The sequence below is a fragment of the Pseudodesulfovibrio sp. lm2024 genome (assembly GCF_051175575.1).
Taxonomy (GTDB): domain Bacteria; phylum Desulfobacterota; class Desulfovibrionia; order Desulfovibrionales; family Desulfovibrionaceae; genus Pseudodesulfovibrio; species Pseudodesulfovibrio caledoniensis.
On record NZ_CP195092.1, the window covers coordinates 3,622,957 to 3,636,399 of the forward strand.

At 64.9% G+C, this 13,443-nt stretch carries 12 protein-coding genes; 2 read left to right on the top strand and 10 right to left on the bottom strand.

The features are described from left to right. Positions 1-276: 276 nt before the first annotated feature. The 7 genes from ACR42D_RS16870 to ACR42D_RS16900 form a co-directional block, all read right to left on the bottom strand. The gene (locus ACR42D_RS16870; protein WP_484567946.1) at positions 277-675 is read right to left on the bottom strand and encodes a Fur family transcriptional regulator; all 399 of its coding nucleotides are present in this window, start codon (positions 673-675) and stop codon (positions 277-279) included. Between the two features lie 241 nt (positions 676-916). Continuing rightward, entirely contained in the window at positions 917-2,938 is a 2,022-nt protein-coding gene (locus ACR42D_RS16875; protein ID WP_484567947.1) for a methyl-accepting chemotaxis protein, read from the bottom strand. Between the two features lie 9 nt (positions 2,939-2,947). After that, entirely contained in the window at positions 2,948-3,433 is a 486-nt protein-coding gene (locus ACR42D_RS16880; protein WP_484567948.1) for a cytochrome c family protein, read from the bottom strand. Positions 3,434-3,577: 144 nt separating this feature from the next. Then, positions 3,578-6,574 (bottom strand): phosphoribosylformylglycinamidine synthase subunit PurS, encoded by a 2,997-nt coding sequence (locus tag ACR42D_RS16885; RefSeq protein WP_484567949.1) that lies wholly within the window; start codon positions 6,572-6,574, stop codon positions 3,578-3,580. Positions 6,575-6,644: 70 nt separating this feature from the next. Next, positions 6,645-7,613, bottom strand: coding sequence for a polyprenyl synthetase family protein (locus tag ACR42D_RS16890; RefSeq protein ID WP_484567950.1), 969 nt, complete (start codon positions 7,611-7,613; stop codon positions 6,645-6,647). 45 nt (positions 7,614-7,658) lie between these two features. After that, positions 7,659-8,348: a futalosine hydrolase gene (mqnB, locus tag ACR42D_RS16895; protein WP_484567951.1), complete on the bottom strand. Its 690-nt coding sequence runs from the start codon at positions 8,346-8,348 to the stop codon at positions 7,659-7,661. Between the two features lie 6 nt (positions 8,349-8,354). Continuing rightward, entirely contained in the window at positions 8,355-9,677 is a 1,323-nt protein-coding gene (locus ACR42D_RS16900; RefSeq protein ID WP_484567952.1) for a nucleotide sugar dehydrogenase, read from the bottom strand. 60 nt (positions 9,678-9,737) lie between these two features. On the opposite strand from ACR42D_RS16900, the gene ACR42D_RS16905 reads away from it, so the two are divergent. After that, a complete protein-coding gene (locus ACR42D_RS16905; RefSeq protein ID WP_319583189.1) occupies positions 9,738-9,944 on the top strand; it encodes a DUF2065 domain-containing protein in 207 nt (68 codons plus the stop codon). Between the two features lie 78 nt (positions 9,945-10,022). On the opposite strand, the gene ACR42D_RS16910 is transcribed toward ACR42D_RS16905, so the two are convergent. Both ACR42D_RS16910 and ACR42D_RS16915 read right to left on the bottom strand, forming a co-directional pair. After that, positions 10,023-10,967 (bottom strand): ubiquinone/menaquinone biosynthesis methyltransferase, encoded by a 945-nt coding sequence (locus tag ACR42D_RS16910; RefSeq protein WP_484567953.1) that lies wholly within the window; start codon positions 10,965-10,967, stop codon positions 10,023-10,025. Next, on the bottom strand, positions 10,967-11,161 hold the full coding sequence (locus ACR42D_RS16915; protein WP_484567954.1) for a hypothetical protein: 195 nt from the start codon (positions 11,159-11,161) through the stop codon (positions 10,967-10,969). The genes ACR42D_RS16910 and ACR42D_RS16915 overlap by 1 nt, the downstream gene beginning before the upstream one ends. A gap of 269 nt (positions 11,162-11,430) precedes the next feature. Between ACR42D_RS16915 and ACR42D_RS16920 the strand changes: the two genes are divergently transcribed. After that, entirely contained in the window at positions 11,431-11,772 is a 342-nt protein-coding gene (locus ACR42D_RS16920) for a DMT family protein (protein ID WP_484567955.1), read from the top strand. A gap of 170 nt (positions 11,773-11,942) precedes the next feature. On the opposite strand, the gene ACR42D_RS16925 is transcribed toward ACR42D_RS16920, so the two are convergent. Continuing rightward, positions 11,943-13,430 carry a sensor domain-containing diguanylate cyclase gene (locus ACR42D_RS16925; protein ID WP_484567956.1) on the bottom strand — a complete coding sequence of 496 codons (1,488 nt, stop codon included), beginning with the start codon at positions 13,428-13,430 and terminating at the stop codon, positions 11,943-11,945. Positions 13,431-13,443 lie beyond the last annotated feature (13 nt).

The following is a 13,443-nucleotide window of genomic DNA, read 5'->3' on the forward strand; positions in this document are numbered from 1 at the left end:
CTCCTTATGGAATCTATCCTTGGTTTTCCGATTCACCACGCACCTTACACAATATTACGCTCATTGTCGTATCTTTATGTGAAATGGTGCGGGTTTTTATTCTTCGGTCATTTTTTTCTCCCGGCAAAACTCCGGGTTACACTCAACTTGAGAATAGTTACTACATAGGATGCATCCGACTGTCAAGCGGATAGGGCAATGATTTCACCATAAATAAAGCCGGTTGCCCCCAGGGGCAACCGGCTTTGAGCCGTGCGAACGGCTATTTTCCGAAATTTACTGCCGCGCGGCCTGGCACTTGGGGCAGATGCCCACGAACTCCACGTTGGTGGTCAGGATCTTGTAGCCGCTGGTGCAGCTCTCCGGGATGACCGGGATATCGATCTCGCACTCCACGTCGGCCACGGCGGTGCAGACCTCGCAGCGGATATGGGGATGCGGCTCAGGAGTGCCGTCAAAGCGCTTCTGCTCGCCGGGGGCGCCCAGTTTGAGCACCAGCCCCTTGGACGACAGGAACTCGAGGTTGCGGTAGACCGTGCCCAGGCTGATCCTGGGGATGATCTTGCGCACCATGTCGTAGACCTCATCCGCCGTGGGATGCGACTTGACCTTGCGCAACTCTTCCAAAATCACTTTCCGCTGTTTGGAAAGCCTGAAACCCATCTCTTGAGCCATGGACGTCCTCCATATTTGATAACAATTACTATTCCCCCAGTTCGGCTTTGTCAAGGGGAATCGCCGCCAGCGGAATGTATGGCTCATTATACCAGAATCGGATTTACTGCAAACAGGCCGACAGGCTATGCCATAGTGGCCCGTATTTACAGAATAACCGCATCACTTGCAGCGGTCCGCGCGGCCTTCTGCCGACGCAAAAAGGCCCGGCCGGAGCCGGGCCTTCGGGATTGTCTTGCCGCTAGTCGCGGAACTTGGCCACCAGACCGGCCAGCTTACCGGCCAGTTCCGAAACCTCCTGGATGCCCTGGTTGGACTTGCGGATGCCGGCCAGGACTTCCTGGGAGAGGTTGTTGATCTGGGTCACGCGGGTGTTGATCTCGTCCGAGGTGGAGGACTGCTGCTCCGCCGCCGTGGCGATGCCGTTGACCATGTCGGCGATGGAGTTGGAATGCTTGACGATCTCGTCGAGCACGCCGCCCGCCTCCCGGGCCATGTCCGAGGTGTTCAGGACCCGCTTCTTGGCCGTGTCCATCTCCTTGACCACGTTGCTGGTGGACTGCTGGATCAGGGAGATGGCCCCCTCGACCTCCTTGGTGGCGTCCATGGTCTTCTCGGCCAACTTGCGGACCTCGTCCGCGACCACGGCGAAGCCTCGTCCGGCCTCGCCCGCGCGGGCCGCCTCGATGGCCGCGTTGAGCGCCAGCAGGTTGGTCTGGTCCGCGATGTCGTTGATCACGGCCATGACCTGGCCGATGTTCTCGGCCCGGCTGGACAAGGCGGCCAGGGCCTTGGCAAGGTTCTCGGTGATGGCGGCCACGGAGTTGATCTCCTCCACGGTCTTGCCCACCACCACGCCGCCCGAGGCGGCCACCTTGTTGGCCTGGTCCGAGGCCTCGGCGGTCTCGGAGGCGTTTCGGGCCACCTCCAGCACCGTGGCGTTCATCTCCTCCATGGCCGTGGCCACCTGACTGGTCTCGTTGGCCGAGGTGTCCACCCCGTTGGCCAACTGGTCCATCTGGGTGGACAGGATGTTGGAGGCCTCGTTGAGCTTGTTGGCCACCTCGGTGACCTCGTTGGCCACCTCCAGGAGGTTCTGGCGCTGCTGTTCGATGTTCCTCCTGTCCTCTTCCTCTCGCGTCAGGTCGATGAGCACGCAGATGACGCCCACGGTGTCGCCCTCGGCGTCCTTGAGGGGGGAGGCCTCGAACAGGAGCGGGAAGGTGGTGCCGTCCACGCGCGTGAAATGAAAGCGTCCGTTGAGCGGCTCGCCCGACGTGATGACGTCGCCCGCGTTGCAGGTGGAGCCGTCATCGGACTCGCAGGCGAAGACCTCGGACACGGGACGGCCCTTGAGCTCTTCTTCGCCCAGGTCGAGGATGGCCTGCAGGGGCGGGTTGACGAATTGCAGCTTCTGCTTGTCGTCGGTCACGAACAGGGGGACCACGATGCCGCTGAGCACGCTCTGATTGTATTCGAGCTGGTTCTTGATCTGGCCGACCATGGCCCCGAGGTAGCGGGACAGGGAGCCGAGCTCGTCGGTCCCGGCCACTTCGAACCGGGCGTCCAGGTTACCGCCCGCCACGTCCTCGGCCGTGGCCGCGATGGAGGTGATGCGGTTGACGATGGCCTTGCGCATAAAGATGATCAGCGCGGTCAGCAGGGCCAGGACGCCGAGCACCGAGATGCCCGCGGACTTGAGCTGGTTCTCAAGCAGCGCGTTGTACTGCGGGCTGACGTCGATGGCCACGACCATGGAGCCGAGGATATCATGGCTCCGACCGTGGCAGTGGTAGCAGAACGGATTGTTTTCAATGGACTTGACCTCGACGAAATGGCGCTTGCCGTCGATGTCCTCAAGCTTGCCCTCGGCCAGTTTCTCGTCGAGCCCCTTGGCCACCAGCTCGGGCAGCCCGGCCTCGGGGCGTACATCGAATATCTTCTGGCGCTCGGCCTCGGTCACGGTGGAATAAGTGATCTCGCCCTTGTAGTCGGTCAGGTAGACCTTGATGTCCGGATAGCGCTCTGACATCTGCAGGAACTTGAGTTCGGTGCCCTCGTTGTCGCCCTTGGACATGGGGTCCTCAATGGCGATGTAGAGCATGTCCGCCACCCGTTCGGCGGCGATTGCCACTTCCTGGAGCGTATGATCTTTTGTGGACAGGGAGCTGTAGGCGAACAACCCGGCAAAGGCCAGGATGGTCAGCAGGGACGACAACAGGATGAGCTTGACGCCCAGGGAGCGCGTGATGAAATTGTCCATGCCGGCCTCCTAATGCGCCCCGCCGAACAACAGCGGCTTGAAGTCAAAGGCCGAAACCCGCTCGGGGTTGTGGCACACAGCACAGTCGTCCAGACTCAAATTCCTCTTGATCAGGTCCGTGTCGCCCCCGGACTCGACATGGTCGTAGCCCGGCCCGTGACAGACCTCGCACCCGGCCTCGGCCATGTTCGGGGTCTTCTCGAAGCTGACGAACCCGCCCGGCTTGCCGTATCCGGTCATGTGGCAGCCGTAGCATTCGGCCAGCTCCTCCTTGGTCAGGTCGTCCATCATGATCTTGACGGAATCCCCGGAGTGGGCCTTCTTCGCGAATTTCTTGTAATTGCCGTATTCCTTCTCGTGACATTCGCTGCACGCTTCGGAACCGACGTATTGGCCGGATTCCGTCCGGCCCGTACCCGTCCAGGCAACGGATACGACAAGGGCTGCCAGCGAAAACGCGCAGCAGCCCTTGATCCAAAACGATCTATTCAACATGAACCAACCCCCATAGCTATAAGGCCAAGCGCCGCAACCAGCCGGGCACCCTCAACCCGGCAGAGCCAAATATGCCGTCACCATAGAGACTTATTCACTTTTGGTAAAGGCTTGACGTAGGGGATTGTGTTCTGTTCGCTCAATTTACCAGGCCAGGGTCTCCTTGAAGGCGCGGGCCAGGTCCTCCACGTTCGAGTCCAGGACCTTGCGCCCGGACAGGGTGGCGTTCAGGGCGGGAGATTCCGAGACCTTGCCGATGCGGGCGCAGGCCTGTCCGGCGAACAGGGCCTCGAACCGCTCGCAGTCGGCCGGGGCCACGGAGACCACCAGGCGGCTGGCGGATTCGGCGTACAGCAGGCCGGTCAGGTTGAGCTCGCCGCAGGCGGGCACCTTGTCCAGGTCCACGTCCGCGCCCAGCCGTCCGCCCACGCACATCTCGGCCAGGGCCACGCCCAGGCCGCCGTCCGAGCAGTCGTGACAGGCGGTGATCAGCCCGGCCTGGGAGGCCGCGAACACGGTCTCGTAGCGTTTCTTTGCGGTCAGCAGATCCACCTGGGGCACGCGGGCGTCGGAGAAGCCGAGCTGGTCGGCGATCTCGCTGCCGCCCATCTCGGGTTTGGTCAGGCCGAGCACGTAGATCGCATCGCCCGGCTTCTTGAAGTCCGAGGTCAGGCACTTGTTCACGTCCGGGATGACGCCGATGATCGAGAAGAGCACGGTGGGCGGAATGGAAATCTTGCGGCCCCCGCCCTTGTAGTCGTTCTTCATGGAGTCCTTGCCGGACACGCAGGGCACGCCGAAGCCGAGGCAGAAATGGGCCAGGGCCTGGTTGGCGCGGACCAGCTGGGCCAACTTATAGTGGCCGTCCGGGGTGGACTCGGACTGGACCGGGTCGCACCAGCAGAAGTTGTCCACACCGGCCATGTAGGAGACGTCGCCGCCCACGGCCACCGCGTTGCGCACGGCCTCGTCGATGGCGTTGGCCATCATCCAGTAGGTGTCGTAGTCCGAGAACTGCGGGCAGATGCCGTGGGAAACCACCAGCCCCTTGTCGGAGCCATATTCAGGCCGGATGACGCCCGCGTCGGACGGGCCGTCGGCCTTGACGCCGACCATGGGCTTGACCGCGGACTTGCCCTGGACCTCGTGGTCGTACTGCCGGACCACGTACTCCTTGGAGCAGATGTTCAGCCGCCCGAGCATGGCCTTGAGCAGGCCGTCTTGGTCGTCGGCCACGGGCACGGCGTCCTGGGCGATCTCGGGCCGCTTCCAGACGGCCTTGAGTTCCATCTGGGGCACGCCGTTGTGCAGGAAATCCATATCCAGGCAGGTGACCAGCTTGTCGCCATAGCGCACCAGGTACTTACCCGAGTCGGTGAAGGTGCCGAGCGCGGTGGACTCCACGTCCATCTCGTCGGACAACCGCATGAACTCGTCGAGCTTGTCGGCGGGCACGGCCATGGTCATGCGCTCCTGAGCCTCGGAGATGAGGATCTCCCACGGACGCAGCCCGTCGTACTTGAGCGGGGCCTTCTTCAGGTCCATGTCGAACCCGCCGGAATCCTCGGCCATCTCGCCCACGGAGGAGGACAGGCCGCCCGCCCCGTTGTCGGTGATGGCGTGGTACAGCCCGAGGTCGCGTGCGCGCATGAGAAAGTCGTACATCTTGCGCTGGGTGATGGGGTCGCCGATCTGGACCGCCGTGGCCGGGGAGCCCTCGTGCAGCTCCTCGGACGAGAAGGTCGCGCCGTGGATGCCGTCCGCGCCGATGCGGCCGCCGGACATGACGATAACGTCGCCGGGCAGGGCGCACTTTTCATAGGACGGGTGGCCGGACACCGTGACCGGCATGGTCCCGATGGTGCCGCAGTAGACCAGGGGCTTGCCCAGGTAGCGCTCGTCAAAGACGATGGACCCGTTCACCGTGGGGATGCCGGACTTGTTGCCGCCGTGCTCCACGCCCTCGCGCACGCCCTCGAACACGCGGCGCGGGTGCAGCAGCCGGGGCGGCAGCTCGCCCTCGTGGAACGGGGAGGCGAAGCAGAAGACGTCGGTGTTGCACAAGAGGTTCGCGCCCATGCCCGTGCCCATGGGGTCGCGGTTGACGCCGACGATGCCGGTCAGGGCCCCGCCGTAGGGATCGAGCGCGGACGGGGAGTTGTGGGTCTCCATCTTGACGCAGACGTTGATGGACTCGGAGAACTTGATCACGCCCGCGTTGTCCTTGAACACGGACAGGCAGTAGTCGCCGCCCTCGCGGGAGGCCGCGTTGCGCTGGCGGATCTGCTTGGTCGAGCCCTGGATGAAGGTCTTGTACAGGCTGGAGTACTCGACGGTCTTGCCGGTCTCGGTGTTCTCGTACTCGATCTTGGCGGAGAAAATCTTGTGCTTGCAGTGCTCGGACCAGGTCTGGGCCAGGACCTCGATCTCGGCGTCCGTGGGATCGGCGGACAGGCCGATCTTCGCGCGCTCGGCCACCACCGCCGGGTCGGCGAAATAGGCGCGGATGTCGTGCAGCTCCCTCAGCGACAGGGCCAGGGTATTGGCCCGGGAAAAGTCCATCAGTTCGTCGTCGGACATGGCCGACAGGGGGATGATGGCGACCTCGTCCGAGGCCTGGCCCGTGACCCGGGCGGCCTTGGCCTCGAAGCCGGGATTCTCGGCCCACTGGGCCGCGGACTTGTACTCGAAGCGCTGGATCAATTCGTTGGCCAAGAGGTCCTTGGCGATGTGGCGCGCGTCCGCGTCGTCCATGTCGGCCTGGATGAGGTACTGGCGCGAGGTGTAGACCTTGATCCCCTCGCGCTCGCCCTTGGACAGTCCCAGGACCACGCCCATGGTCTCGCGGGCGGTGCGGCCCTCGTTGTCGGTCACGCCGGGCCGGAAACCGACCTCGATGATCCAGTCGAAGTCCCGCGCCAGGGGCTTAAGCGAGACCTCGTGCAGGACCGGGTCGTGCAGCGCGGCCCGCTCCAGGACCAGGTCCACCTGCTCCCTGGTCGCGCCCTCCACGGTGAACACGTTGACGATGCGCACGTCGCGCACGTCCATGCCGAGTTCACTCTTGATCTTGCGGGCGACCCTTTCGCCCAGCACGTCCCGGACGCCTTCCTTCAATCCAACGATCACACGACAAAGCATATCTGGCCTCTCCTCTCGGAATGAAAAGCTGTAGGGCCGGCCTTCCCTCGCGGATGACCGGCCCTGAAAATCACTTGGTTCGGGTCAATACAAAATCCGCTGCCTGCTTGAGCACGACCAGCTCTTCGCCGGGCGCGAACCCGTCCAGGCACGCCTTGGCCTTTTCCACGTACAGGGCGGCCTCCTCCCTGGTCTTGTCCGAATAGCCCCCCTCCCGGACCTGGTCCAGGACGTCGGCGGCCTGGGCGTCGCTCAACCCTCCGTCCTTCAGGGCCTCCAGCAGGGCCTCGGCACCTGCCCCGTCGCCCTCCTCCATGAGCAGGATGAGCGGCAGGGTGACCTTGCCCTCCTTGAGGTCGCCGCCCTCGGGCTTGCCCGTCTCGGACGTGGGCGAGGCGTAGTCCAGGGCGTCGTCCACCAGCTGGAAGGCGATGCCCAGGTTCAGGCCGAACTCGCCGGCCGCGTCCTCCTGCTCCGGGGTGCTCCCGGCCAGGGCCGCGCCGCACCGGCAGGCGCACTCGATGAGCCGCGCGGTCTTGCCGATGATGATGCGCATGTAGGTCTCGCGATCCAGGGACGGATTGCGCGAAAATTCGATCTCCTCGATCTCGCCCGCGGCGGTCTCCATGATGCCCTTGGCCAGCAGCCAGGACAGGCGCGGATTGCCGTAGCGCGCGCCCATCTCGTTGGCCAGGGCGAGCAGGGCGTCGCCCGCCAGGATGGTCTCGGTCCGGCCGAAGACCAGATGGGCCGCGTCCCGGCCGCGCCGCAGTTCGGCGTCGTCCAGGTAGTCGTCGTGCAGCAGGGTGGCGGAGTGAAGCAGTTCCAGGGCGCTGGCGATGGCGTGGTAGTCGTCCTTGCCGTAGCCGAGCGAGCGGGCGAACAGGAGCGTGAGCATGGGCCGGATGCGTTTGCCCCCGGACCCGATGATGTACTTGGCGACGTCGCGGACCAGCCCGTTGAGCTGGTCGGCCTCGCGGTCGAGAAAAGCATTTATTCCGGGAAGTTCCCGTTGAAAGAAGCGCAGAAGTTCGTCCATAAATATGTACTATGTCAGGTTGCGGGTTGCGGGGCAAGCCCCGTATTACGCGGCAAACAGGGTGGCCGCCGCGTTGTGAAGCGACCTCAATGCGCCCTTCAGATTCCAGTCGCCGGGTTCACGGGAACCCACCAGGTTGGAGATGGTCCGCACCTCCAGGAAAGGGAGCCCGCGCAGGGTGGCGGCATAGGCGGCCGCAAACCCCTCCATGTTCTCCATCTGCCCGTTGCAGGCGATCTTCAACCAGCCCGCCCGTTCAGGGGTCCCGGTCACGCCGGACACGGTCACACCGGCGACGCGCATCCATCCGCCGTCCAGGGTCAGGCCCATTTCCGCAGCGTCGCGCACCGGAAACAGCTTGAGCCGGTTCCAGATCCTGCCGCCGCCCGTCTCGGCCTGAGCAAAGCCCAGCCCCTTGGGATCGGCCGCGCCGAGCTCGTCCAGCAGGCCGTATTCCGGCCAGGTCTCCTGCCACGCGTAGCAGGTGGAGCCCATGGGCGTCTCGCCCAAATCATACCCCCCGGCAATGCCGAGATCGACCACCCCGTCAACGTCCGGACGCACCAGCCACTGCCCGGTGCGCAAGCCCGTGTTCAGCAGCCCCACGCCGGTCACGCCCAGGAGCACGGTCCGGCCGCCGACCTCGTATTCGGCCGTCTCGCCCTGGCCCACGGCGGGCGCTTCCGGGAAGGCGGCCCGCATCTCGTTGGCCGTTGCGGTCAGGACCAGGAGCACAAGAACCTACAGCCGCCAGCAGGCGACGGATTCGGCCTCAAGCTCGGCCCGGTCGAAAAATCCCTTCACGTCCACCACCAGGGCCCTGGCCGGGTCGGCGAACCAGCCCTTCAGCTCGCTCACGGCAATGTCCTTATAAGCCGCGTGCGGGACGGCCAGGATCAGCGCGTCCAGGTCGCGCAGCTCGTCGAGGGAGCACAGGGACACGCCCAGCTCAAGCTCGGCCTCCTCATGGTCGGCCTCGGCGTCGTGCACCAGCACCTCCACGCCGTAGTCGTCAAGCTCGGCCAGGATGTCCACCACGCGGGTATTGCGCAGGTCGGGCACGTTCTCCTTGAAGGTCAGGCCGAGCACGCCCACGCGCGCGCCCATGATCTTGCAGTCGTTCTTGATCAGCCGCTTGATGGTCGCCTCGGCGATGTACTTGCCCATGTTGTCGTTGATCTCTCGGCCGGCCAGGATGACGTGGGGGTGCAACCCCAGGGCCTGGGCCTTGAAGGTCAGGTAGTACGGGTCCACGCCGATGCAGTGGCCGCCCACCAGGCCGGGCCGAAACGGCAGGAAATTCCATTTGGTGCCGGCGGCCTCGAGCACGTCCAGGGTGTCGATGCCCATCTGCTCGAAGATCAGGGCCAGCTCGTTCATGAGCGCGATGTTCAGATCGCGCTGGGTGTTCTCGATGACCTTGGCGGCCTCGGCCGTGCGGATGTTCGGGGCCAGGTGGGTGCCCGCCTTGACCACGGTGCCGTAGACCTGCTGGAGCAGCCTGCCGGTGGGTTCGTCCTGCCCGGCCACGACCTTGGCGATGGTCTCCAACCGGTGGACCTTGTCGCCGGGGTTGATGCGCTCGGGCGAGTAGCCCACGGTGAAATCCGGGCCGCAGGTCAGGCCGGACTCGGCCTCCAGGATGGGCACGCAGACCTCTTCGGTCAGGCCGGGGTAGACCGTGGACTCGTAGACCACCACGGAGCCGGGCTGGAGATGCTTGCCCACCGAGGTGGAGGCCCCGCGCACGGGGCGCAGGTCCGGGGTGCGAAATTCGTCGATGGGCGTGGGCACGGCCACCAGGATGAGCCGGGCCTTTTCCAGGTCGTTGAGGTCGGCGGTGAAGGTCAGGTCTACGTCGTCGCCCACGGTGGAGAAATCCACTTCGTTGGTGCGGTCCAGGCGCTGCTTGAGTTCGGCCACGCGCTTTTCGGACACGTCCACGCCGAGCACCCGGAAATGCCTTCCCAGGGCCACGGCCAGCGGCAGGCCCACATAACCCAGCCCGACCACGGCAATGGCGTCTTCCTTGGTCTGCAACCGCTCAAAATCAACCATGCTCATTATGTGTCTCCTTGACTCCCCGGGTGGACACCGATCGGGTTCTGTGGCTTACTGGCCCCCATGAACATCGACTGGTCGCTTCTCATCGCCGCCATCGGACTGGCCCTCGTCTTCGAGGGCATACCCTATTTCCTGTTCGCCGAGCGGATGCCCCGGCTGCTTACCCGGCTGGCCATCCAGCCGCCCAAATTCCTGCGTTTCATCGGGCTTGCGGCCATCATCCTCGGCCTGCTCGTCATCTCGTTCGGCCGCTCTTTATCCCAATAAGGCAGGGGCTGTCCAGAAAGCCCGGCCCAATCCCCCGGCGGGGCAAGGCTTTCCGACGCCGCGCCGGACTGCGGCCCACTAACCCTTATTCGTCTTTTTCGGAGCGCCCTTTTTCTTCGGAGCGCCCTTTTTGGGGGCCGCCTTCTTTTTCGGGGCAGCCTTCTTGGCGGGCGTTTTCTTAACGGTACCCTTCTTCGCCGTCGCCGCTTTCGGGGCGCTCTTTGCCGAAGCCGCCGCTTTCGGGGCTGCCGGTTCCGGGGCAGCTTCGCTCTTCAGCCCGCCCGGGGCCTGGGCCACGTGCAGGTAGACGATGCCGGACATCATGGGGACGTTGTAGACCCGCTCGAAACCGGCTTCAAGCAGTTCCTCGCCCAAGGCCCGCTCGTCCGGGAAACTCTTTATGGTTTCGGCAAGATAACGGTAAGCGCCCGGATCGCCGGAGATGCGGTCGCCGAGAAACGGCAGGACCTTGTCCAGGTAGAAATTGTACAACCCCTTCCAGACCCGTTTCGAGCCGGTGCCGAACTCGAGGATGCACAGCCGCGCGCCGGGCTTGAGCACCCGCAGAAACTCCGCATAGGCGTCCTGCCGGGGCAAAATGTTGCGGATGCCGAAGGCGATGGTCGCCGCGCTCATGCAGTCGTCGGGCAGCGGCAGGCTCCGGCCGTCGGCCTGGACCGGAAAGATGCGCTCCTCGCGGCCCTTTTTCAGCTTCTTGGCCTTGCCGTTCTCGAGCATGGGCAGGGCGAAGTCCAGCGCCGCCACCTTGCAGTCGGGGTATTGCCGCAGCAGCTCCACGGACACGTCCATGGTCCCTGCGGCCAGGTCCAGGACCGTGCCGCCCGGCTCGGGACGGGCCGCCTTGGCCAGCCGGTAGCGCCAGTAGATGTCCTGGCCCCCGGACAGGGCGTGGTTCAGGAAGTCGTACCATCCGGCGATGCGGCCGAACATGTCCGCCACCCGCTTGCCGTGCTCGGCATGGGTGGAGGCCCCGGTGTGGGACGCGCATTCGGGACGGGCCATTACTCGGCCTCTTCCTCGATGATCGCCTGGCGCGAGCCGTCCCCGGCGGTCACGCCGGTGATGGTGCGCATGATGTCCTTGTAGATGACGTCGAAATTCTGTCCGAAATTGGAGGGGGAGATGCGCCCCACCTCGATGAACTTGATGACCACTTCCTTGGCCACCTGCAATGCCTGCTTGTCGTACTTGTCCATGGTATACGCTCCCGGTCGTCAAAGGAAAAACCGCCCGGTGGGAAATGGCCTTGACCAACATAGTCAGGGTAGCCGGGCGGAGAAAAAGGGAGAAACCGGAAAGCCCCTCTCTTTTTTCGGGGTCAGTAGCATGGGCCGGGCCGGTTCGTCGAGGGGTTTAGGGAGCGCGGGCGTCTGCCGCCGCAAGCGGATTTTGCTGGACGGCGAAGGGGTTCCGTCCTACCAATGCTCGACCCGGCCAGCCGGGTACTCCGCGCCCCGAGGTGCCCATGAGGATTCCGCTTTACACCGCCCTGCTGCTCACTGCCTCCAACGTGTTCATGACCTTTGCCTGGTACGCCCATCTCAAGGAGCTGAACCAGCGCCCGTGGTACGTGGCCGCCCTGGTCAGCTGGGGCATCGCCCTGTTCGAATACCTGATCCAGGTCCCGGCCAACCGGCTGGGCTACACGACCCTCTCCCTGCCGCAGCTCAAGATCATGCAGGAGGTCATCGCCCTGGCCGTGTTCGCCCCCTTCTGCCTGCTGTACATGCACCAGCCCCTCAAACTCGACTACCTCTGGGCCGCCCTCTGCCTACTCGGCGCGGTGTATTTCATATTTCGGTCGTGACGGACTGATATGGAAAATCCGTAGAGGAAGCCGCTTTGCGGCGATGGTTGGGACTTCGCCTCCGGCGGGCAGCACTGGCTCTTAGGCGAGTCCTCGAGCCTTGGAGATAGCGACAGCAGCGATAGGGTTCGCACCCTTGCATCCCGTTTATGCGCCTGCGGCGCGGGAGGTTATTTGAAGGGGCAGCTGCCGCTGTCTTCGGACAGCCGGTTGCGGCCCTCGTGTTTGGCCCGGTACAGGGCCGCGTCCGCCCGCTCCAGGACGCGGGCCGGGGTGGACAGGGCGCCGTCGTGGACGTACAGGCCGATGCTGGAGGTGACCCGGTGTTCCCGGCCGTCCACGGTGAACGGGGTGGAGGACACGCTCTCCAGAATGCGCTCGGCCACGCCGCGCGCCGCCGTGCAGCGCTCGCCCGGCAGGAGGATGACGAACTCGTCGCCGCCCAGCCGGGCGATGATGTCCTGGCCGCGCACGGCCGACACGCAGCGCTCGGCGAACCCGCCCAGGATCACGTCGCCCGCGTGGTGGCCGTAGGTATCGTTCAGAGTCTTGAAATTGTCGATGTCCAGAATGAGCACGGCAAAGGGCGAGCCCCGGTCCACGCCCCGATCCAGCTGATCCTGCAACTCGCGCCAGAACACCCGCCGGTTGAGCACCCCTGTCAGCGGGTCGGTGACCGCCTCTTCCCTCAGCCGCTCCTCCTCCTGCTTGCGCGCCCGGATGTCCACGGCGATGCCCGCCAGCTGCTCGGACCGCCCGCCCGTGCCACGCCGCAGGTTGCCGATCAGCTCCACCCAGCGCATGTCGCCGCAGTCCGTGAACAGGCGCAGGTCCTGGCGGAAGACGTCCTTGTCCCCGGCCATGTGCCCGCGCACGGCCGCCAGCAGTCCGCGCCGGTCCAGGGGGTGGACCAGGCGCAGGGCCGCGCGCAGCGAAAGATTGATGTTCTCGGTGGGCATGGGCACGGAGTGGATCAGCTCGGCCGCGCACCACAGCTGGCCGGTGGTGAAATCGAAGGACCAGGCCGAGCTGTCCGTGATCCGCCGCAATATCTCGAACTGCTTGCGCTTGGCGCTCAGGCGGTCGCGCAGCACGGCGTTGGCGATCAGGTACCCCGCGGTGCGCAGCAGCGCGATCTCCGCGTCGGTCCAGTCGTACTCCCGCTCGCAGTCGTCGAACCCGAGCGTGCCCCACCACTCGTCGTCGACCATGATCGGGATGGTCAGCATGGACTTGATCCGCTGCACCTCCTGGCTGTCGCGCAGCCAGCCCGGCTCCAGCCTGCCGGTCAGGACCTTCTGCCACTCCCCGCGCCTGCGGCTGTGGATCATCCTGCGGTAGCCGGGCCGGTCGATGGGATTGGTGAACATGGAGAACATGGGCATGCCGATCTGCTTGTATCTGGGCGCGGCGGCCCACTCGAAAGTGTAGTTCTGGGTGATGTGCGTGTCCGTCAGCTCCAGGGTCTGGAAGATCCACACCCGGCTCACACCGGTGACCCGCCCGAGCGCGGCCAGCAGGTCGTTGACCCCCTCGGGCCACCCCTTGCCCGAGGTCAGCTCCTCGGCGCTGCGGGCCATGGCCGAAAGAAGCGCGGCGGTGCTCCCCTCCTCGTAGGAAGTTCCCAGCCCGTCGAATGTCCCCGTCTGTATAGGCATAACGGCCACAGTC